Origin of the sequence: Streptococcus loxodontisalivarius (genome assembly GCF_016908645.1) — a bacterium.
GTDB classification, from domain to species: domain Bacteria; phylum Bacillota; class Bacilli; order Lactobacillales; family Streptococcaceae; genus Streptococcus; species Streptococcus loxodontisalivarius.
The window spans coordinates 1-19,943 of sequence record NZ_JAFBEH010000019.1 but is presented as its reverse complement, the minus strand read 5'-3'; the positions used below and the strand labels follow the sequence as shown (position 1 = coordinate 19,943).

The following is a 19,943-nucleotide window of genomic DNA, read 5'->3' as shown; positions in this document are numbered from 1 at the left end:
ATTAATCCTCGTCTTCTGTGTAAGTAAAGAGTGGGCTAAGTGGTTGACGTTCGTAGATACGAACAATAGCTTCCGCAATCAACTCGCTTGCAGTAAGGTACTCAACGTTTTCAGGTTTTGGTTCGTCTGTGCAAACAGAGTCTGTAACCAAGATTTCCTTGATTGGAGCCATTTTGAGGACTTCAGCAGCACCACCAGCAAAGAGACCGTGACTTGCAACGGCATAAATTTCAGTAGCGCCATCACGTTCAACAATCTTAGCAGCTTCAGCAAAAGTTTTACCAGTGTTAAGGATATCATCAACAAGGATTGCTTTTTTGCCTTTGACATCACCGATGATGTAGCCTTCCTCACGGTGGGAGTCATCTTCTGAATAGTCGATGATAGCGATAGGTGCATCAAGGTACTCAGCAAGACTACGAGCACGTTTAACGCCTGAGTTTTTAGGGCTGACAACAACAACATCTGAACCAGTCAAACCTTTGTCAATATAGTGTTTGGCAAAGAGTGGCATTGTGAAGAGGTTATCAACTGGAATATCAAAGAAGCCTTGTACTTGAACAGCGTGCAAGTCGAGAACAAGCACACGGTCAACACCAGCCTTAACAAGCATGTTGGCTACAAGTTTAGCAGTGATTGGCTCACGTGACGCAGCGATACGGTCCTGACGAGAGTAACCAAAGTAAGGGATGACAACGTTTACTGAGTTGGCGCTAGCACGTTTGCAGGCATCAACCATGATAAGAAGTTCCCAAAGGTGGTCATTAACAGGGTTGCTTGTTGATTGAACAATGTAAATATCGTCCCCACGAACACTCTCTTCAATGTTGATCATGATTTCACCATCTGAGAATTGACGTGATGACAATTTTCCGAGTGGCACACCAGCTGCTTTAGCGATTTTTTCAGCAATAGCAGTGTTTGATGTCAATGAAAACAGTTTAAGTTGTGGGTTTGCAGAATGATTTACCATTTTTAAATGATGGCTCCTTTTTTCTAAGTTATTCCTATTTTACCAAAAAAATGAGAATAATTCAGCATTTGATGAGACTTTCTCTGAAAATATGAAAAGAATCCAGAAAATACCAACCTGTAGACAGAAATTGAATGCTACAACTAGTCTCAGAAAAGTCAAAGAGCTCGGACATATCCAAGCTCTTTTACTTATTAATCTTCTCTTTTTAAGGTTGAGCAGAAGCGAGCAACCTTACTTTTAGCATACTTAAAGCTGACGTTGTTGTCTTCAAGGTATTTGGCAAAGTCTTCTTTACCTTGTTCAGCGTCTTGAACTTCCAGTTCTAATTCATAGTCGATGCGTCCAGCGTACTGGTTGCGGTCAAGTGCCATGAGACCGATAGCAGTTTGACATTCACGGCGGACAGTTGTCAGATGTCCCAGTGTTTTGAGAGCAGTTAGGTCAACACCGTGCTGATGGATTAGTTGCGTGATAGCATTATCAGGGAAGTTTCCCGTTTCAATGATTTGACGTGCCTCCTCACGGCTGAGTGGTAGATTATGTTCAAGCGTACCTACCGTTTTAGGAATTTTCAAGGTCATCTCTGCAGCCTTGTCGAAAGTACGGATACGCAGTGAAAGGCGCTTATTTCGCATTTCGTTGGTTTCTGTATCGAAGTAGTAGTTGGTTTGAGTAATAGCTGGCACATGCATGAGCAAAGACTGAAGATGGTTAAACTCAGCCTTGGTCAGCATGGTTTTATACTCAATTTCTAAGTGGTTCATATTTATTTTCCTTTGTGGTCTCGAATATGATATAATTATTTTTAAAGTTAATTTTATAAAAAACTCTACTATTTGACAAGGGTTAGCCCTAGTCCTATGCAAAATAGCAGAGCAAATAGAAAAGGAGTCCTTGTGGCAATAGATTGGGAAGAATTTTTAGATCCCTATATTCAAACCGTTGGCGAGTTGAAGATAAAGTTGCGAGGCATTCGAAAACAATTTCGTAAGCAAAATCGCCACTCTCCCATTGAATTTGTGACTGGTAGAGTCAAATCTTCGGAGAGTATTCTTGAAAAGATGGCCCTTAGAGGTATCAAGGAAGAAAATATCGCCCAGGATTTACAAGATATCGCAGGCTTGCGCATCATGGTGCAGTTCGTGGATGACGTCGATGATGTCTTAGAATTGCTGCGCCACCGTCACGACATGAAAATCGTCTATGAACGTGACTACATTCGCAATATGAAAGCTAGCGGCTACCGCTCTTATCATGTTGTTATCGAGTATCCTGTGGATACCATTGACGGACAAAAAACAGTTCTAGCTGAGATTCAGATTAGGACATTGGCTATGAATTTCTGGGCAACCATTGAACACTCCTTAAATTACAAGTATAAGGGTGAGTTCCCAGACGAGATTAAGAAACGCCTTGAGACGACAGCAAAGATTGCCCTTGAACTGGATGAAGAAATGCGTAAAATCAAGGAAGACATACAGGAAGCTCAGCTTTTATTTGACCCTGTAAGCAGAACATTAAACGATGGTGTAGGAAATAGTGATGACACAGACGAATTATTCAGGTAAGGTGCAGCGCGTCGCCATTATTGCAAATGGTAAATACCAGAGCAAACGCGTTGTCTCAAAGCTTTTTGCGGCATTACGAGACGATAAAGACTTTTATTTAAGCAAGCATAATCCAGATATCGTGATTTCAATCGGTGGTGATGGCATGCTCTTGTCAGCCTTTCACATGTATGAAAAGGACTTGGATCGTGTGCGTTTTGTTGGTATTCACACAGGACATTTGGGTTTTTACACAGACTATCGTGATTTTGAGGTTGATAAGCTCTTGGAGGATCTGCGTAAGGATAAGGGAGAGAAGATCTCCTATCCTGTCTTGCATGTCAAACTGACTCTTCAAGATGGTCGTATTATTGAGAGCAGAGCTCTGAACGAAGCAACGATCAAACGTATCGAAAAAACCATGGTAGCAGATGTCTTGATTAACGGTGTTAAATTTGAACGTTTCCGCGGAGATGGTATCTCTGTGTCAACGCCGACAGGTTCGACAGCCTATAATAAATCTTTGGGCGGAGCCATTCTGCATCCAACCATTGAAGCTCTGCAATTGACCGAAATCTCAAGCCTTAATAATCGTGTCTATCGCACTCTGGGTTCTTCGGTGATTATTCCTAAGCATGAGCATATTGAGATTGTCCCTAAACGTCTTGGAACCTATACACTTTCGGTGGATAATAAGACCTTTTCACATAAGAATGTTGCCAAGGTTGAATACAGTCTGGACAGTAAGAAAATCAGCTTTGTTGCAACGCCTTTCCATACAAGCTTTTGGGAGCGAGTTAAGGACGCTTTTATCGGGGAGTTTGATTCATGAGATTTGAGTTTGTTGTCGATAGAAGATGTAAAGTCAAGACCTTCCTTAAGGGACACGATGTGTCTAAGGCTCTCCTTGCCAAGGTCAAGTTCAAAGGTGGTAATATCTGGGTCAATGGTGTTGAACAGAATGCCATCTATCTGCTAGATGTTGGTGATGTCGTTTCCATTGATATTCCAGATGAAGAATCGCATGAAACGCTACAACCAGTTGCTCAGGATTTGGATATTGTCTATGAAGATGATAATTTCATGGTCATCAATAAACCTTTTGGTTTTGCAAGTATTCCGAGTGTCCTTCATTCCAATACCATTGCCAATTTTGTCAAGCATTACTATCTTGCTAATAATTATCCCAATAAGCAGGTTCATATCGTAACCAGATTGGACAGAGATACCAGTGGACTCATGCTCTTTGCTAAGCACGGCTATGCCCATGCTAGACTGGATAAGCAGTTGCAGGCTAAAGCTATCGAGAAGCGGTATTTCGCTCTTGTTTCTGGTACGGGTCATCTTGAGCCCAAAGGTGAGATTATTGCACCGATTGCTCGTGATGAAGACAGCATGATTACACGCCGTGTTCACAAGTCTGGCAAGTATGCTCATACTAGCTATGAGATTGTTGAGTCATTCGGAGATGTCCATTTGGTTGATATTCGCCTGCATACTGGACGTACTCATCAGATTCGTGTCCATTTTTCTCATATTGGTTTCCCTCTACTCGGTGACGACCTCTATGGAGGGCGTATGGATTGCGGTATTGAGCGACAGGCTTTGCATTGCCATTACTTACATTTTACAAATCCTTACACGAAAAATGAGATGATTTTTGAAAATGGCTTGACAGATGACTTTGAGAGCGTTATCATAGATTTACAAAAAAATAGATAGAAGGTTACATAATGGGAGTTCGTTCTTTATTCGGTAGTTTGAGAGAAAAAATTGTTGGGCAAAACGTGAAAATCGTTTTCCCAGAAGGTGATGATGAGCGTGTTGTTCGTGCAGCTGCTCGTTTGAAATTTGAAGGTCTTTTGGAACCAGTTATTCTTGGGAATCCAGAAGAAGTCAAAGCTCTTTTGGAACAATTTGGTTTCTCAAACCCTGATTTGACAATTATTGATCCAAACGACTACGCTGATTTTGAAAACATGAAGGCAGAATTTGTTGAACTTCGTAAGGGTAAAGCAACCCTCGAAGATGCTGACAAACTTTTGCGTGATGTTAACTATTTTGGTGTTATGTTGGTTAAACAAGGTTTGGCAGATGGTATGGTTTCAGGTGCTAGCCACTCAACAGCTGATACTGTTCGTCCAGCCCTCCAAATCATCAAGACAAAACCAGGTATCTCACGTACATCAGGTGTCTTCCTTATGAACCGTGAAAATACTGGCGAACGTCTCTTGTTTGCTGACTGTGCCATCAATATTGATCCAAACGCACAAGAATTGGCTGAAATTGCTGTAAACACAGCTGATACAGCTAAAATCTTTGACATTGATCCAAAAATTGCTATGCTCAGCTTCTCAACAAAAGGTTCTGCTAAAGCTCCTCAGGTTGAAAAAGTTCAAGAAGCAACTAAGTTGGCTCAAGAAATGGCACCTGAGTTGGCACTTGACGGTGAACTTCAATTTGACGCTGCCTTTGTAGAATCAACTGCAGCTATCAAGGCACCAGGAAGCTCTGTAGCTGGTCAAGCAAACACATTCATCTTCCCAGACCTTCAATCAGGTAACATCGGTTACAAGATTGCTCAACGTCTTGGTATGTTTGATGCTATCGGACCAGTTCTTCAAGGTCTTAACATGCCAGTTAACGACTTGTCACGTGGCTGTTCTGCAGATGATGTTTACAAACTCGCTATCATTACAGCAGCGCAAGCACTAGATAATAAATAAAATATTTAAAAGGTTGGAGTCTACCCAACCTTTTTTCGATAGAGGAGAAAAATAATGATAAAACGTGCCCTTGTAACAGGAGCTTCCGCAGGATTTGGAGAGGCAATCTGTCGCCAGCTGCTTGCTGATGGTTACCAAGTTATCGGTGCAGCTCGCCGTTTGGAAAAATTGCAGAGCTTACAAAAAGAACTGGGAGATAATTTCATCCCAGTTCAGATGGATATGAGGTCAACTCAATCAATTGACCAAGCACTGGCTAGCCTTGAAGGTAGAGAGAATCAGATTGATCTACTGGTTAATAATGCTGGTCTTGCACTTGGACTTGATAAGGCTAATCAGGCTGATTTTAGGGACTGGCTGACCATGATTGAAACTAATATTATCGGTCTGACTTATCTAACGCGTCAGCTTTTGCCTAGTATGGTAGAGAGAAACTCAGGTCTCATTATCAATATGGGATCAACCGCAGGTACTGTTCCTTACCCAGGAGCAAATGTTTACGGTTCAACAAAAGCCTTTGTGAAGCAATTTTCACTCAATCTGCGTGCTGATTTGGCTGGAACTAAGATCCGTGTGACCAATATTGAGCCTGGTCTTTGTGAGGGAACAGAATTTTCGACAGTCCGTTTTAAAGGTGATGAAGAAAGAGTTGCCCAAACCTATGCTGGCGCTCATGCCATTCAAGCGGTAGATATTGCTAATACAGTATCATGGATTGCCAGTCAGCCAGAACATCTCAACATCAATCGTATTGAGATTATGCCTGTATCACAAACATTTGGACCACAGCCCGTTTTTAGAGACTAGAAAAGAGGCAAAAATTTTTTTAGCCTCTAAAGTATCTATTTAATTTGACAACTGTGCTATTTAATTCTCTAGGTCATCATAGAGATCGTTCTTGATAGAAGGACCAGATGTGACGTCAGACCAGCCGACGATAGCTTGTCCCGTTTCATTGAGGTAGCTGGTCAGAGCTTGACGAAAATCATAGACGGTTTCGGAAAAGCCTAAAAGCTGACCTTGGTCATCAAGTGATGCTTGATAGTGAGCGAAGAGAATCTTATCAAATGCGTCAGTTGGAATCTGCATCTGCAAACTCTTGCTGTCTGAGAGCAGCAGCTCCTCACGGATCCAAGAGGGCAAATCCTGCTTGACATCATCACGCAGAAAGCTGCCATCAGCTCCGCCATTGTCAAAAAGAGCATGACCTTGAGCATCGTAATAAGCGATTTTATAGGGTAGGTGGTTCATCAAGTTTTTCATCTTTCTATCATATCCTTTTTGTGGGGAAATAGCAAAGCTCCTGAACTTTCGTGGGATAGTATCAGAAATCCCTAGTAAAGTAGTATCTGTTTGGGTCTAAATAGCTTAAACTAGAGCTAAGAAATCTTGAGAAAAAGGTGATTTTATGACAAAACAAGTAATTTTTTTAGATGTGGACGGAACCTTGGTAGACTACCATAATCGCATTCCTGAATCTGCGGTGACTGCTATCCGCAAAGCCAGAGAAAATGGTCATCTGGTCTTTGTTTGTACTGGTCGTAGTCGTGCAGAGATGCAATCAGAGATTTGGGAGATTGGTATTGATGGCATGATTGGAGGTAATGGCTCTTATGTTGAGTATCAAGAGCAAGTTCTCATGCACCAGTTGATTTCGAAAGAAGATACCAAACATATTGTGGACTGGTGCCACGCGCGTGGCTTGGAATTTTATCTGGAGTCAAATAATGGGCTATTTGCCTCAGAAAACTTCAGAGAAAAAGCTCGACCAGTTTTGAGACAATACGCTCGCCAAAAAGGAATGAGCGATGAAGTAGTGGAAAACTTGGATGTCGAAGACCTCATGCACGGTATGGTTTTTGATGGAGAACTCTATCGTGACGACCTTAACAAGGTCAGCTTTATCCTGTCATCCTACCAGGATCATTTGGATTCTATCCAAGAGTTTCCAAATCTAGAGGCTCATACTTGGGGTGGTCGTGGGGAAACAGCACTCTTTGGCGATCTCGGTGTCAAAGATATCAATAAGGCTCACGCTATCGATGTCCTCCTTGACCACCTCAAAATTGATCGTAGCCAAACCATTGCATTTGGTGATGCCAAGATTGATATCCCTATGTTAGACTACTGTCAAGTTGGCGTTTCTATGGGAAATGGTGGCCCAGAAATTCTAGCCATGGCAGATATGATAACAGACGATGTCGAAAAAGATGGACTCTACAATGCCTTTGAAAAATTAGGGTTGTTAGCATAAGATATAAAGCAGACAAGTCAACTTGTTTGCTTTTTTTGGTTATGGTAAAATGAAAGAATATTAAGAAAATGAGGAGAGAAAGTTTGGATGAATAGATTTATAGAAATGACAAGAGTGTACTACAGTAGACCACTCTATACAAAAGATAGTTTTCAATTTGCATCGAAGTCTCTTTTGTTGTTAGTTTTTTTATTTTTTTGCGGTTTATATTCAGAACCATTTGAGGAAAATCGAGATCTAAAGTTGGTATTTGGTATTATCTCAGTGATAGGTTGTCTATTATTTAGTTTACTGAATTATATCGGACAATACAAACTAGACACTAATGCACGGTTTAATTGGCTCTATGTTCCCTATATTACGTCTATCTTTTCATTGCTAACAATTTGGGGATGTTTTATTCTAAATATTGGAGAATTATTTCCACTTCCTCGGGAAGCTAGAAATTTTCTTATATACTATCCTATTATTTTTCCAATTCTTCTATTACTCTTTCGCTATGTTTTCTTTGAAAAATATAAAGATAGGTCTCCCAAAAAGGATCCACTAAGAGTAGTTCCCGCTTATGTAATTGGAATCCCAGCTGTTTCACTTATCGCGCTATTCATTTTAACTGATATGTTACAAATAAAGGGAGTAGCCTTTTTTGGGTATGCAGCAGGAACGATGTTAAGTTTATGTACTACAGCTGTTCCGTTTGGATTTACAGGTACGTCGACCTACTGGCAACCTACTAAAGATAAATTACGTTATGATAATGCTTTGGAAACATTGAAGAAATTACAAAAAAAACAGAAAATGAGGAGTTAAATAATGGAATTAACTTTTAGGAATTCCAATATAGGATGTTATCAAATAGTAGAAGTCGGGGATGACGGCAAGAGATATCTTATGGATACAAGTACTGTGACTCCAAAATCTTATTATCGAGGTAAAGTGGCTGAAACTGTTACAGTAGAAATGATTGAACTTGCGGAAAATAATAACCAATTTTCCATTACTTCGTCAGTGGGAATGAGTACGTCAGTCGTTGCGATAATCGTCCAACCGTTTGTAAAAATTGGTTATGATATGTTAAAAAGATTTTTTATCAATTATGATGTTAGTCAGCAAGTTATGTTGAAATTATTTCTATTTGTGATTTCGATGATTATTCCTTACTTTATCATTTGGAATTCCTTAAGGGTAGCTCATCAGAAAGCTGCGGAGCGTTTACCTAGAAACAGTAGGAAGTACATGATGACATTTAAGACAAATGGTAAAAGAGACTTAGGTGCTTATATCATTTTACTTTTGAACTTAATATGTTTGTTATTCTTTCTATATCTTAACAATGGATACGAAGGGGCGCTCTTAGTTATCAACGGAATTATTACTTTGCCACTATACTTATATACTTGGACAATGTCACCTATTAGTTCTTCTTATAAAAACGGAGCTCTTGTAGTTGAGAAATTTGAAGAAATAAATTAGATATTGGGATTCAGTTACAATTAGAAGTACTCTTAAATCTTACATTTCCAGGAATCAGTCTTGGTGCATTGTTTTCAGCAGTTTTTCTACATAAACATCTCGAATACAAAGACATAAATTTTAAATTATCATATGACAAAAAAACGTAAAAAAGAATTAACTATCGATCCGAACAAACTTTATCCATCTATAAAATATGGAATTCATCCAGAACATTTAAGTCTACTAGCTTGGTTAAATATTTTTTTCGTACTGGTTATGTACATTGTTTTAAGTAGTGAAGCAGACTTTATTATTAGTTTTCCTTTTCTAGTTGCCTTGATTATTACTATATTAAGTTTAGTCATCTCATGTTTCAAAGGAATCATGAGGAAATACCAAATATTGACTTATTTTCTTGTTTTATTGTGTACAATGGCTACGATTTTGTGGATGATCTTTGGGGGACTGGTGCTGTACGTATCAGATGGAGTTGTTGGTGCAGATGATTTTATTCCAACTAAAGTTTGGACTTATTTAACTCCAGTGATGGGATTATTTATCCTTAGTATTATTACTTTTGTAATTTATCATCAAAAGAACACAGTGTTAAAGCTTAATAAAGGTAAAGCTTTAACTTATCCACTCAGTCTAGGAGTTATCGCTAGTGCAACTGTATTGGGAAGACATATTTCTTCTCCGATATCACAAAGTATTGCCAGTATCATTTTCGTTATTATTGGAGCGGGATTAATGCCTGGAGGTGTTGTTGGTGCAGCGTTTTGTATCATTGATCTTATCAAACATCCAGAGTTGAAGGAAAAATATGAGTAGACTCTCTCAAAATCAGAAAGAACGGAGTTTTAGATGAAATGAATAAATTTATTAGTAACATAAGTTCAAAATATGGAAAAGAAATAGTGAAAACACTTAGGAGAGGGCAGTATTTTGCAGTTCTGACAGCTATTATTATACTAGTTCTTACTTTGTGGATTAATGCAGTTTTAGAGAACGAATTAGCAAAGTTTCTTTTGCTGTTAATGATGTTTCTCGCAATAGCTTCGCTCTTAATTTTATTCTTTTTTAGAAAAGTGCAGAAACCAATAATGGATTATATCTTAAATGAATTGATTGATTTATCCAAGTATCTGGCAGCACTAGATGAATTGTATAACGGTGAGAAAAATAGAAGGGCAAAGAAGGAGTACCTCCAAATACAGAAACTAGGTTATGCTCAAGTTTCTTTCTTACAAGGAAAATTTAGTGAAAGTTTGGAAGTTTTAGACAAGATTGATTTTACGAAAATATCGCCATCTCATAGACGATTTTATACTCAATATAAGGTCTACTATTCAGAATTGAGTAAACTCTACCTAAACAGAGAGGTTACAACAGAAGACCTAACATATTTGGATGGTGAAACTAGAAAACTATTTAATGCAGTAACGAATATTTTGCAAGGCAACTCAGATTCCGAGATTGAAACGATACCACAATCAAACAAATTAAGTAAAATTGCAATTACATATTATCGAGGTCTCAATCAAGTTAATCAAGGAAATATCGACCAAGCCAAAACCTATTTTCAAGAAATTGCTCAGCAAAATTCAGAATTATTTTATGTACGTGAAGCTAAGCAATTTTTAGAAAGCTAGTAATAAAATGTAAAAATCTTTTGCAAATCAAAGAAATCAAAGCATTCAAGTCAACTTGTTTGCTTTTTCTGGTTATGGTAAAATGAAAGAAAATTAAGAAAATGAGGAGAGAAAGTTTGGATGAATAGATTTATAGAAATGACAAGAGTGTACTACAATAGACCACTCTACACAATAGCAAGTTTTCAATTTGCATCGAAATATCTTTTGTTCTTAGATTTGATACTTATTGGCTTGTTATATTTAGAACCATATGAAGAAAATCGTGATCTAAAATTAATATTTGGTATTATCTCAGTGCTAGGTTGTCTATTATTTAGTTTACTGAATCATATCGGACAATACAAACTAGATACTAAAACAAGATTTAATTGGCTCTATGTTCCCTATATTACTTCTATCTTCACAGTACTAACAATTTGGGGATATTTCATTCTGAATATTGGAAATTTATTTCCACTTCCTGATGAAGCAAGAAATTTTCTAATATACTATCCTATTGTTGTACCAATTTTTCTATTACTTTTTCGCTATATTTTCTTTGAAAAATATAAAGATAGGTCTCCTAAAAAGGATCCACTAAGAGTAGTTCTCGTTTATGTAATTGCAATCCCCACTATTTTATTTATTGCGCTATTTATTTTAACTGATATGATGCAAATAAAGGGAGTAGCCTTTTTTGGCTATGCAGCAGGAACATCAATGAGTTTATGTACTACAGCTGTTTCGTTTGGATTTACAGGAACATCTACCTACTGGCAACCAATTCGAGAAAAATCACGTTACGACGGTTCTTTAGAAGCTTTGAAGAAAGTAAAACAAACAAATCATAAGAAAAAAGGAGTTAAATAATATGGATATTATCACACTACAATGTAGTAGTTTAGTAAAAACACAAGGTAGTCTATCTTTTGAAGAAATTGGTGAGGTTGTTGAGCTTTACGAAAATCAAATTTTTGAAGATGGATTATATAAAAATGGGCCAACTATTGTAGAACTTCCATTAAATCAATTGCAAGCTGAAAAACAAGAGGTTGTTGTTTACCTACCAGTGAATAGTCAAGTTCAAGATGGTGATAAGTATACTTGGGTAGATCATCTATCTTTTAAGGAAGTTTTGAGAAAGCGAGTTCCATTTTTTAACGATGTTTCTATAGTATTAGAACGACTTAATGAGTATATGAAAGAAAATGAGCTTAAGCACAGCAATAAGTTACTACTTGCTTTTATAAATGTATATGGAGAATACTGGGTGGGTATTTTGATTCCAGTAGATGGGGGACTTGATGTATGATTGGTTATAACCAAGAAATTCATGAAAAAAATGTTATATCATGTCTCTATCAAGTTGATTTGGATAATTTGAACGAAGCGATAGTAGATTTTATCGAGGAGATTACTAACTCTGGACATACATTTGCAGGTCAATTATTTTATTCTATCAATAGTGATTTAAGGCAAAAGACAAATATGATTGTCGAACTATTTATCTCGGTCGAAGAGGATACTAGTTTCTTAGATGATAGATTTACATTTAGAACTTATTTTCAATTAACAGATCTTTTGTGTATCAGAGCTAAAGGTGACAGTGAGTATGAATTTTCTAAAGCTATAGAAGAATTAATAAGTGAAATTATTGAACAAGACTTAACAATAAAAACTCCAACTTTTTATAAGGTGTATGTAACTGAAGACGATTTGACTTTTACAGATATTTACATAGGTGTTAGGGGATAAAGAATACAATCTGACCTCATCAAGTTTTCGATAAATGGGTCAGAAGAACCGCTCTTAGTAATCAACGGAATAGTTACTTTGCCAAAATACTTATATACATTGGACAATGCCACCTAAGAAACATCCCGAATACAAAGGCATAAATTTAAAATTATCATATGACAAAAAAACATAAAAAAGAATTAACTATCGACCCAGACAAACTTTATCCATCTATAAAATATGGAATCCATCCAGAACATTTAAGCCTACTAGCTTGGTTAAATATTTTTTTCGTACTGGTTATGTACATTGTTTTAAGAAGTCAAGCAGACTTTATTATTAGTTTTCCATTTCTAGTTGCCTTAATCATTACTATATTAAGTTTAGTTGTCTCATTTTTTAAAGGGATCATGAAGAAATATCAAATATTGACTTATTTTCTCGTTTTATTGTGTACAATGGTTTCTACTTTGTGGATGACATTCAGTGGGATGTGGCTTTACTTATCTGATGGAGTTGTTAGTACAAATGATTTTACCCCAAATAGAGTTTGGACTTATGTAACTCCAGTAGTAGGATTATTTATCATTAGTCTTATTTCATTTACAGTTTATCATCAAAAGATGGTTGTTTTGAAACTGAATAAGGGCAAAGCGCTATCATATCCGCTTAGTCTAGGGATTATTGCTTGCGCCACAATTCTAGGTCGGCATACTAGCTCTGCCTTATCTGAAAATATCGCAGGAATCATCGGTGCTATTTTAGGTGCAGGCTTGATGCCAGGAGGCACTGTTGGAGCGCTGTTTTGTATCATTGATCTTATCAAACATCCAGAGTTGAAGGAACAGTATAAGTAAATGAGAATTGAGTAATAGAAGTAACTTTTAGAAATTCCAATATTGGATGTTAGCGTTTTCTGAATTGTTATCTACTTAAAAATTTGTGGACTGATTTCGTGAAAGGATAGATAAATTTGAAAAAAATAAAGGAAGCATTTAAAGCTTTAGGTGACTATGTTTCACCACCTATAATTGTAATAAGTGATAGGCATTATTTTATTCCAATGTTTGTTGAAGTAATGTTGCTAGTTTTTGCTTTAATTGGTAAATTGCTAGTTGGTCCATTTAAAGATGATTTCTTCGACTTCTTTATTATAGTAATGATTGTCACTATTCTCATTACGCTTATTGTATGGCTTTGGTTTAGAAATGGAATGAAAAATACTTTTACAAAACTTTTTGCACTTGTAATATTGTTCGTTTCTCAAGTAGAATTTTTGGAGTTCGTTATTCAATTCCTAATAGATAAATCAAAAATATATATAGTATGGATGATTATGCCGACATTTTATCTCATTAATACAGGGTATAGATTAGTAATCACTAGAATCAGTATGGGAAAGAGTAGAAAGACTGTTTTGAATAGACTCTATTTTCTTGATGGGTTTATGTATGCTCTAGTTTTTATATTAGCATTCTTAGATAGATATATAAATGGAGACCTTTATGTGTACGGAGTCGTTGTGCTAATTGTTTCTTATTGGGAATTGCTTTATCAGGGGTATATTGGTGCTTTACGGAAAGACCTGGGAGGGTCAAGTAAAAATGATATAAAACGTTATGACGAAGTCATCAGTTTATTAAAAGAAAATAAAGAAAAAGAGGAAGAAAATGAAGGCAATTAATGTTGAATTTCATAACTTAGCGTGTGCAGAAACTCGAATAGATACAAAAGAGTTTTTTAAAACATTACTGTCAATCGAGCGACAGGTTTTTGAAGATGGTTTGTATAAAAATGGACCAACAGTAATTGAAACTAATTTATCTACATTTGGTCAACAAGGAACGTATGATTATAAGTTTTATGTTCCAGTAAATGCCCAAGTAGATGCTAATGAAGATTTTACTTACGTCAAACATTTAGTTTTGAACAATATCTATGCTAATAGGGTACCATTTGATGAAAATTTCCGAGATTCTCTTAATCATTTATCAGAAGCCTTAGAGGAAGATGGTTTAAAACAAAAAGGTGATAAAATTTATCTGGTTATGTTTCCTGTTTATAAGGACTATTTTGTAGATATTATGCTTCCGTTTGAAGGAGAGTAAAGTCATGTTTGAGTCAACAATTTCTGAAAATCAACAGATACATTTAGAGAGAGTCATTTCAAAATACTATGTTGCAAGCTTACAGGATATTGATAACATTTTAGTTGAATTTTTAACTCAGCTTAACTCATTGAACTATACACAGTCAGGTCAGTTATTTTATTCTATAAATTCAGATTTGAGAGCCGACGGTACCATTATAATTGAGTGTTTTCTACCAGTTGATGAAGAGAATCAAGGAAACTTACCTGAAGAATTTTTATACCATTCCTATTTTCAAGTTCTTAATTTGGTAGCTACACGTGTTACGGGTGTCACAGAAAGAGAAATAAATACCGGAGTTGGAAACTTAGCTAAATATATCAGAAAGAATCGCTTTAAAGAAGTCACGCCAGCATTTTATCAGCTTACCGTTAATGATGAAACAGTCTATACAGATATTATGGTTGGCGTTAGATAGACATCCGATAAATGTGATACTTTGATGAGCTATTTATGACGGATTGCTGTGGTGGCTTATCACTTTTCAAGGTATTTATATTAAGCCAAATGAAGGTTTGATACCCTTTGAGTTTTTTGATAAAAAGAAATAGTTTCTTAGAGGAGGTTTTGTGAATAAGAAAGATAAAATGACTGGAAATTTGTATAATTTAACTCGAGATGGTCAGCGTATTTTGAGGGGATGGTATCTGTTTGTATCGGAAGATGGGCAGGAATATGTTTTTAAAAACAACTGGACCTTTTTGCCTAGAAAGGCATGTCAGTGTTTTCAAGTGCAGGCTTCATTATCATCATTAAGCTATACAGACAAAATGTATGAGGAAGCCATTCGAAAGAATGGATCCTTAAGTTTCGGAATTTTTATTGCTATTATTTTTGGAAGTTTTATTCGTGACCTTATTCCATTTACTTTTTTTCTTGGTGACAGCAACCTCCCAGTTAATCCTTTGATAGCTAGCCGAAATATCCTTTTATTGTTACTTCTTGTATTCGTATTTCTAGTTAGCATTTCTTATTATAGAAAAAGACGATTGTTAAGTCTCTTAAATCAGAAAAATGCAGAGCTTAAATCAATTGGATTAATCAAGATGACTGGAAAATTAGCCTATACTCCTCATGGGAAAAGAGCATCATTTTTGGGAGTTTTCCCTTTTTATTTGACGAGTTTCATACTACTTGCTCTAGTAATAGTACCTGCAATATTCGTGGAATATAGACTGATGTCTTTGATAGTTTTATTAGCAGTTTGGGGGTTATGTTTTCTGGGTCAAACCATTAATCCTGAAGACAGAATCAAAACCTTTGAAATTTTAACATAAGTAGAATAAGGAAATATAAATGGCAAAGCGAGAAGTTTTTGGTGATATTTACAATTTGACCTTGAATCAAAAATCAAGGGTTAGAGGTTGGAATTTGATTGTTGCAGAAGATGGTAGTGAGTATTTAATGTTTCGAAATCTGTCACTATCTTCCCGTTTTCACAGGAGCATATATCAGACCGATTTATCACTGAGTGAATGTCGCATTTTAGATAAGCAGTATCAGAAACAAAGTAAGGGAGCGCGCAAACTAGCCATACTAATAGCAGTAGTGAGTGGACCGATAATTAGAAGTCTAGGAATGAATTCATTTATTTTTGGAAAAGGAAATATTCCAGTTGATTTCTTTACTGCGCTTCGTAATATCAGCATAGTAGCGATAGTTATTGCATTATTTTTAGCATTAACAGCTTTCCTGAGATTTTTTCATATGAAAAGATTCTTGTCTCAGAAAGGTTTCAATTTAGTCTATGTTGGCAAGATAAGACCTCTAACACCTTATCGTATAGCACCAAATGGAAGGCAGTACTGGTAAAATGAAAAAATTGACTTATTATTTTATGGTTTTTTGGGTACTAAGTCCTATATTTATTCTTTCCATCTTTGTAGAATTAAGGTTATTTGCACTTGCTGGATGTCTTTTTTGGTGGTTTATCTTTATGGGATTATATGTGAGACCAGAGGAGTCAGCCAATCAATTTGAAATCATTGAAAAAACTGATAAGAAAAGGTAAAATCTTTTGCAAATCAAAGAAAACAAGGCATACAAGGCAATTTCCAAGTAGTACGGATAGCACAACTTTGACGGGCGACAGTAGTGTTTCTATTAAGAGTTACTCGGATTATATTGCTTGGAAGAACACGCAGACAAGTGAATAGGGAAAAAAGATAATTATATAAGGTCATGTTACTACAAATAGGAAATGGGGAGAGAGGGATGAAACGACTATTTCAAGCAGACTTTGAAGAAAGTTTGAATTTGTTAGATGATGAATTTTTACAGTATATTCAGAAGGATAAAGCAGGAACAATGACACCCTTCAAGACTATTTTGTCGTATATCCTATTTATTATTGGTGTTCTATTAATATTTGTAATGTATTATTTAACGAATTCAACTTTTACCAATGGAACTAATGAGATGTCTGTTCAACCCTTGGCTATTAATATTTTACCAATGTGGCTTTTCTACCTGAGTATTAGCATCATCATCATAATTTGGGTATGGACAAAATTCAAGCGGATCAGGATTCTTCAAATAGAATTTGGTTCGATTACTACTAATAACTATTTAATATGTTTAATACTTACAGTAAATTTATTTTTTACTTTTTTATTTGGAAAATTATTGGGTCCGATTTTATTAGTAATTTTTACTTGTTTTATTATATTAGTGACTATAATAGCTTATCGTAGAAGTAAAGAAAGATTTTTGAAAGTACTTTACTCAACTAATGATAGCGAATCAAATTTTGATAAGAAATTGAAGATATTGACAAAAATACTTACTATCCTCATGCCATTTGTTATTATCTTGAATTCTATTTTTTCCTTTATACATGGTCAAAATGGGAATTTAATTGAATTGATATTTATTATCGGAATGTGGGGATTCTTTAACTGTCTAGTAGTTTTTGTTCAATTTTATTTAATGCTACCCTACTTTTTATTAGCATATTACAAATTCAAATATTCTGAGGATTATCGAAACTTTGAAGGAAAGACAAAAGAAGAATGGTATGGGAAGAAGAGTGTTTTTTAATTTAACAAAGTCAACTTCAGAATAGCACACTAATCTTTACAAACTATCCAGAACTCAGGAGGACATGATGAAGCGACTATTTCAAGCAAACTTTGAGGAAAGTTTGAATTTGTTAGATGATACGTTTATAAAATACATGGTTGATGATTTATCGCCTAGAAAAGCTTATAAAAATCGTTTTGTAAAATTATTTTTTTCAATCATGGGAATTTTATTTTTATATGGTTTAGCATTTTTAACCAATAAAGTGAGTATGGGAGAAGGAGGAAAAATGGCTGTCAATCCCCTCCATATTAACTTACTTCCTCAATGGTTATTTTATAGTTGCGCTATCATTTGGATTGTGATTGTGATTTGGTCATTATTTAAAAGATACACAGCTTTAGAAGTAGAGTTTTCCATTCTTACTGTGACACTTTATATTTTTGGGATGTTACTCTTTATAAATCTATTTTTTGCAATGTTCTTTGCTAATGAAGCGGGAATCCTCACTTTTATCTGCTTGAATTTACTTAATTTATTAGTTATTTTTTTGACAATTAGCAATAAATACAAAGCATTATTGCAAAATCTATTTAATGATAAGTCGACACCAAGTAAGTTTGAAGCGAGTTTAATGAAGCTTATAAAATATTTCTTTATCTTTATCTTAATTTGGATTTTTGTAAAACGCTTATTCCCTGAGATTTCTAATCCTCAGGTGGACATTATGGGATTAATCTATATGGTTGGGATGTTAGAGATTGTCAATTTATTTAGTATTTTAGCAATAGTTTATTGTTTATTGCCTTATTTGTTGCTACTTTTTTACAAATTCAAATATTCTGAGGATTATCGAAACTTTGAAGGAAAGACAGAAGAAGAATGGTATGGGAAAAAATTTAAAAGGTATGAAGCCTAGTTAATTTTTCATAGAAAAAGGTCTACAAGTCAATTTCCAAGTGGCATGAATAGCATAACTCTGAGGAGTGAATTATGAAAAAAAGAAAGATAATAATTGTACTAGTGATTAGCGTAATTATCATTGCGTGCTTTAGTGTTATAAATTACGTAAAGAAACAAGAAGAGGTCAAAGAGGCTCAGATTCAGCAGGTTGCAAAAATCAAGTCAGTGTACTTAGGTTATTCACGTCAATATGACCCTGTTGAGATAGCTGTTCAATATTATGCTGCTGATGATTATAGGGTTTTATTAAGAGAGTATGAGCTAGACACACAAGGAGTAACGGGTTATATTAACTCAAGTGACATTAATGGTGAATTTAGTGTAGAAGATTTTGAGAATGCAATAGAGGCAGTGGATATTAGTCAATCCATAAAAAACTATCTGTTAGGAAAGAATAGTCAGCTACATTTTGAAGATATGAGTTTAGAAGAATTGAAAGAATTTGATATAGGAGTTCAGGCAATGGAAAATCTTTCATCCGATTATAGAATTTCTGATAATTTTGTTTCATATATCAGTTCAAAGTATTGGAATAATGTGGACTTAACTGACGAACTACAAGAACTACCCATTTTACCTGACTACTCAATAGATGGAGAAACTCACACGGTTAGTTCGATTGAAGAGTTCTTGAAGTATTATAAGGAAAGTAACTAGAATACTTTTTGATCGTGAAGTCTACATTCAAGCAACTCGGACTGAGATTCAAATTTGAAAGAAAATAAGGAAAACTAGTAAAAAGAAATAATGTTGAGGAAAAAAATATATATTGGAGAGGTTGATAATAGTGCAGTGTATTTTGATACCAAAGACAACCTTATATTAATATCTCCAAAATGTCGGTTTTTAGATACAGAAAAATCTCAGGCTCATAATAGATATATTCCATTACTGATTTGTATATTAATAGCTTTAGGAACTGGAGTTGGAGTCAATTTTATCATTGGTAAGTATAGTCAACTAACTTGTTATTTGTTGATATTTGCTTGGATTATTGAATTTATTGTAATAGTTTCCTTATTAGAAAGAGCTCTGTATCAAAATGTAAAATATGCGGTTCCAGGAACAAAAGATCAATTTAGACAAGCAGCTTATAGCAATCTCTTTTGGAACAATTTTTCAGATAAACGAGTTACTTTTTCTAAAAAGATAGCTATGCTGCTATTACAGATAGTACTTATATTTTCTTCATTCACGACTGTAGCATTAATTTTTATTATCCAAAAAACAATGATTGGTAAAGCAATCAAAAGTGAAATAATTATGCTTAGCTTACTAGGAATTGTTCCTGCACTAGCTTACATCATTATATTTCAAAATAATCCAATTCGATTTTTAAATATCGTTGAAAAATATCAGAGAAAGAAAATGGGTATAAAACATACAAAAACATACTAAGATTAGTAGTGAGGAAATCTCCGACGGGAGAGAGTACTCACTACTTTTTCTTTATGCTAAAGTAGAGGTGTCTTGTTAAGTC

General features: G+C 35.3%; 26 protein-coding genes. 23 read left to right on the top strand and 3 right to left on the bottom strand.

Annotated features, from left to right (window positions below):
• Position 1: 1 nt before the first annotated feature.
• Both JOC28_RS05390 and JOC28_RS05385 read right to left on the bottom strand, forming a co-directional pair.
• Complete coding sequence (locus JOC28_RS05390; protein ID WP_205009625.1) at positions 2-973, bottom strand: ribose-phosphate diphosphokinase; 972 nt, start codon at positions 971-973, stop codon at positions 2-4.
• Positions 974-1,167: 194 nt separating this feature from the next.
• Positions 1,168-1,740, bottom strand: coding sequence for a CYTH domain-containing protein (locus JOC28_RS05385; RefSeq protein WP_205009624.1), 573 nt, complete (start codon positions 1,738-1,740; stop codon positions 1,168-1,170).
• Between the two features lie 132 nt (positions 1,741-1,872).
• Here JOC28_RS05385 and yjbM point away from each other — a divergent pair, with 132 nt between their 5' ends.
• Genes yjbM through JOC28_RS05360 form a run of 5 tightly spaced genes read left to right on the top strand, consistent with a single transcriptional unit; the run spans position 1,873 to position 6,056 of the window.
• Complete coding sequence (gene yjbM / locus JOC28_RS05380) at positions 1,873-2,544, top strand: GTP diphosphokinase (protein WP_205009623.1); 672 nt, start codon at positions 1,873-1,875, stop codon at positions 2,542-2,544.
• Positions 2,519-3,355 (top strand): NAD kinase, encoded by an 837-nt coding sequence (locus JOC28_RS05375; protein WP_205009622.1) that lies wholly within the window; start codon positions 2,519-2,521, stop codon positions 3,353-3,355. The genes yjbM and JOC28_RS05375 overlap by 26 nt, the downstream gene beginning before the upstream one ends.
• Positions 3,352-4,245 (top strand): RluA family pseudouridine synthase, encoded by an 894-nt coding sequence (locus JOC28_RS05370; RefSeq protein WP_205009621.1) that lies wholly within the window; start codon positions 3,352-3,354, stop codon positions 4,243-4,245. Before JOC28_RS05375 ends, JOC28_RS05370 begins: the two co-directional genes overlap by 4 nt.
• A gap of 11 nt (positions 4,246-4,256) precedes the next feature.
• A complete protein-coding gene (pta, locus tag JOC28_RS05365; RefSeq protein ID WP_205009620.1) occupies positions 4,257-5,249 on the top strand; it encodes a phosphate acetyltransferase in 993 nt (330 codons plus the stop codon).
• Between the two features lie 54 nt (positions 5,250-5,303).
• Positions 5,304-6,056, top strand: a complete 753-nt coding sequence (locus JOC28_RS05360) for an SDR family NAD(P)-dependent oxidoreductase (protein ID WP_205009619.1) — start codon at positions 5,304-5,306, stop codon at positions 6,054-6,056.
• 60 nt (positions 6,057-6,116) lie between these two features.
• Here the strand turns inward: JOC28_RS05360 and JOC28_RS05355 are convergent, their stop codons facing one another.
• On the bottom strand, positions 6,117-6,512 hold the full coding sequence (locus JOC28_RS05355; protein WP_205009618.1) for a sodium transporter: 396 nt from the start codon (positions 6,510-6,512) through the stop codon (positions 6,117-6,119).
• Between the two features lie 145 nt (positions 6,513-6,657).
• Here JOC28_RS05355 and JOC28_RS05350 point away from each other — a divergent pair, with 145 nt between their 5' ends.
• The 18 genes from JOC28_RS05350 to JOC28_RS05265 all read left to right on the top strand — a co-directional run bounded on the left by JOC28_RS05350 (position 6,658) and on the right by JOC28_RS05265 (position 19,861).
• Positions 6,658-7,503: an HAD family hydrolase gene (locus tag JOC28_RS05350; RefSeq protein WP_205009617.1), complete on the top strand. Its 846-nt coding sequence runs from the start codon at positions 6,658-6,660 to the stop codon at positions 7,501-7,503.
• An 87-nt stretch (positions 7,504-7,590) separates the two neighbouring features.
• Positions 7,591-8,313, top strand: coding sequence for a hypothetical protein (locus JOC28_RS05345; RefSeq protein WP_205009616.1), 723 nt, complete (start codon positions 7,591-7,593; stop codon positions 8,311-8,313).
• A 3-nt stretch (positions 8,314-8,316) separates the two neighbouring features.
• On the top strand, positions 8,317-8,976 hold the full coding sequence (locus JOC28_RS05340; RefSeq protein WP_205009615.1) for a DUF443 domain-containing protein: 660 nt from the start codon (positions 8,317-8,319) through the stop codon (positions 8,974-8,976).
• 132 nt (positions 8,977-9,108) lie between these two features.
• Entirely contained in the window at positions 9,109-9,789 is a 681-nt protein-coding gene (locus tag JOC28_RS05335) for a hypothetical protein (protein ID WP_205009614.1), read from the top strand.
• 38 nt (positions 9,790-9,827) lie between these two features.
• Positions 9,828-10,610 (top strand): hypothetical protein, encoded by a 783-nt coding sequence (locus JOC28_RS05330; RefSeq protein WP_205009613.1) that lies wholly within the window; start codon positions 9,828-9,830, stop codon positions 10,608-10,610.
• A 120-nt stretch (positions 10,611-10,730) separates the two neighbouring features.
• Positions 10,731-11,462, top strand: coding sequence for a hypothetical protein (locus JOC28_RS05325; protein WP_205009612.1), 732 nt, complete (start codon positions 10,731-10,733; stop codon positions 11,460-11,462).
• Position 11,463: 1 nt separating this feature from the next.
• A complete protein-coding gene (locus tag JOC28_RS05320) occupies positions 11,464-11,904 on the top strand; it encodes a hypothetical protein (RefSeq protein WP_205009611.1) in 441 nt (146 codons plus the stop codon).
• The gene (locus JOC28_RS05315) at positions 11,901-12,347 is read left to right on the top strand and encodes a DUF5085 family protein (RefSeq protein ID WP_205009610.1); all 447 of its coding nucleotides are present in this window, start codon (positions 11,901-11,903) and stop codon (positions 12,345-12,347) included. The genes JOC28_RS05320 and JOC28_RS05315 overlap by 4 nt, the downstream gene beginning before the upstream one ends.
• Positions 12,348-12,505: 158 nt before the next feature.
• On the top strand, positions 12,506-13,186 hold the full coding sequence (locus tag JOC28_RS05310) for a hypothetical protein (RefSeq protein ID WP_205009609.1): 681 nt from the start codon (positions 12,506-12,508) through the stop codon (positions 13,184-13,186).
• A gap of 116 nt (positions 13,187-13,302) precedes the next feature.
• Positions 13,303-14,013, top strand: a complete 711-nt coding sequence (locus tag JOC28_RS05305) for a hypothetical protein (RefSeq protein WP_205009608.1) — start codon at positions 13,303-13,305, stop codon at positions 14,011-14,013.
• Positions 14,000-14,437, top strand: a complete 438-nt coding sequence (locus JOC28_RS05300; RefSeq protein WP_205009607.1) for a hypothetical protein — start codon at positions 14,000-14,002, stop codon at positions 14,435-14,437. Before JOC28_RS05305 ends, JOC28_RS05300 begins: the two co-directional genes overlap by 14 nt.
• 4 nt (positions 14,438-14,441) lie before the next feature.
• Positions 14,442-14,897: a DUF5085 family protein gene (locus JOC28_RS05295; RefSeq protein WP_205009606.1), complete on the top strand. Its 456-nt coding sequence runs from the start codon at positions 14,442-14,444 to the stop codon at positions 14,895-14,897.
• Positions 14,898-15,048: 151 nt separating this feature from the next.
• Complete coding sequence (locus JOC28_RS05290; protein WP_205009605.1) at positions 15,049-15,756, top strand: hypothetical protein; 708 nt, start codon at positions 15,049-15,051, stop codon at positions 15,754-15,756.
• Between the two features lie 19 nt (positions 15,757-15,775).
• The gene (locus JOC28_RS05285) at positions 15,776-16,291 is read left to right on the top strand and encodes a hypothetical protein (protein ID WP_205009604.1); all 516 of its coding nucleotides are present in this window, start codon (positions 15,776-15,778) and stop codon (positions 16,289-16,291) included.
• A gap of 402 nt (positions 16,292-16,693) precedes the next feature.
• On the top strand, positions 16,694-17,518 hold the full coding sequence (locus tag JOC28_RS05280) for a hypothetical protein (protein WP_205009603.1): 825 nt from the start codon (positions 16,694-16,696) through the stop codon (positions 17,516-17,518).
• 64 nt (positions 17,519-17,582) lie between these two features.
• A complete protein-coding gene (locus tag JOC28_RS05275; protein WP_205009602.1) occupies positions 17,583-18,419 on the top strand; it encodes a hypothetical protein in 837 nt (278 codons plus the stop codon).
• Between the two features lie 74 nt (positions 18,420-18,493).
• The gene (locus JOC28_RS05270; RefSeq protein WP_205009601.1) at positions 18,494-19,120 is read left to right on the top strand and encodes a hypothetical protein; all 627 of its coding nucleotides are present in this window, start codon (positions 18,494-18,496) and stop codon (positions 19,118-19,120) included.
• A 90-nt stretch (positions 19,121-19,210) separates the two neighbouring features.
• Complete coding sequence (locus JOC28_RS05265; RefSeq protein ID WP_205009600.1) at positions 19,211-19,861, top strand: hypothetical protein; 651 nt, start codon at positions 19,211-19,213, stop codon at positions 19,859-19,861.
• Positions 19,862-19,943: the final 82 nt, after the last annotated feature.

What these genes read in the sequence shown, in the direction of transcription:
- JOC28_RS05390 (WP_205009625.1), bottom strand. Translation starts at nt 973, where the DNA reads ATGGTAAATCATTCTGCAAACCCACAACTTAAACTGTTTTCATTGACA.
- JOC28_RS05385 (WP_205009624.1), bottom strand. Translation starts at nt 1,740, where the DNA reads ATGAACCACTTAGAAATTGAGTATAAAACCATGCTGACCAAGGCTGAG.
- JOC28_RS05375 (WP_205009622.1), top strand. Translation starts at nt 2,519, where the DNA reads ATGACACAGACGAATTATTCAGGTAAGGTGCAGCGCGTCGCCATTATT.
- JOC28_RS05370 (WP_205009621.1), top strand. Translation starts at nt 3,352, where the DNA reads ATGAGATTTGAGTTTGTTGTCGATAGAAGATGTAAAGTCAAGACCTTC.
- pta (WP_205009620.1), top strand. Translation starts at nt 4,257, where the DNA reads ATGGGAGTTCGTTCTTTATTCGGTAGTTTGAGAGAAAAAATTGTTGGG.
- JOC28_RS05360 (WP_205009619.1), top strand. Translation starts at nt 5,304, where the DNA reads ATGATAAAACGTGCCCTTGTAACAGGAGCTTCCGCAGGATTTGGAGAG.
- JOC28_RS05355 (WP_205009618.1), bottom strand. Translation starts at nt 6,512, where the DNA reads ATGAAAAACTTGATGAACCACCTACCCTATAAAATCGCTTATTACGAT.
- JOC28_RS05350 (WP_205009617.1), top strand. Translation starts at nt 6,658, where the DNA reads ATGACAAAACAAGTAATTTTTTTAGATGTGGACGGAACCTTGGTAGAC.
- JOC28_RS05345 (WP_205009616.1), top strand. Translation starts at nt 7,591, where the DNA reads ATGAATAGATTTATAGAAATGACAAGAGTGTACTACAGTAGACCACTC.
- JOC28_RS05340 (WP_205009615.1), top strand. Translation starts at nt 8,317, where the DNA reads ATGGAATTAACTTTTAGGAATTCCAATATAGGATGTTATCAAATAGTA.
- JOC28_RS05335 (WP_205009614.1), top strand. Translation starts at nt 9,109, where the DNA reads ATGACAAAAAAACGTAAAAAAGAATTAACTATCGATCCGAACAAACTT.
- JOC28_RS05330 (WP_205009613.1), top strand. Translation starts at nt 9,828, where the DNA reads ATGAATAAATTTATTAGTAACATAAGTTCAAAATATGGAAAAGAAATA.
- JOC28_RS05325 (WP_205009612.1), top strand. Translation starts at nt 10,731, where the DNA reads ATGAATAGATTTATAGAAATGACAAGAGTGTACTACAATAGACCACTC.
- JOC28_RS05320 (WP_205009611.1), top strand. Translation starts at nt 11,464, where the DNA reads ATGGATATTATCACACTACAATGTAGTAGTTTAGTAAAAACACAAGGT.
- JOC28_RS05315 (WP_205009610.1), top strand. Translation starts at nt 11,901, where the DNA reads ATGATTGGTTATAACCAAGAAATTCATGAAAAAAATGTTATATCATGT.
- JOC28_RS05310 (WP_205009609.1), top strand. Translation starts at nt 12,506, where the DNA reads ATGACAAAAAAACATAAAAAAGAATTAACTATCGACCCAGACAAACTT.
- JOC28_RS05300 (WP_205009607.1), top strand. Translation starts at nt 14,000, where the DNA reads ATGAAGGCAATTAATGTTGAATTTCATAACTTAGCGTGTGCAGAAACT.
- JOC28_RS05295 (WP_205009606.1), top strand. Translation starts at nt 14,442, where the DNA reads ATGTTTGAGTCAACAATTTCTGAAAATCAACAGATACATTTAGAGAGA.
- JOC28_RS05285 (WP_205009604.1), top strand. Translation starts at nt 15,776, where the DNA reads ATGGCAAAGCGAGAAGTTTTTGGTGATATTTACAATTTGACCTTGAAT.
- JOC28_RS05280 (WP_205009603.1), top strand. Translation starts at nt 16,694, where the DNA reads ATGAAACGACTATTTCAAGCAGACTTTGAAGAAAGTTTGAATTTGTTA.
- JOC28_RS05275 (WP_205009602.1), top strand. Translation starts at nt 17,583, where the DNA reads ATGATGAAGCGACTATTTCAAGCAAACTTTGAGGAAAGTTTGAATTTG.
- JOC28_RS05270 (WP_205009601.1), top strand. Translation starts at nt 18,494, where the DNA reads ATGAAAAAAAGAAAGATAATAATTGTACTAGTGATTAGCGTAATTATC.
- JOC28_RS05265 (WP_205009600.1), top strand. Translation starts at nt 19,211, where the DNA reads ATGTTGAGGAAAAAAATATATATTGGAGAGGTTGATAATAGTGCAGTG.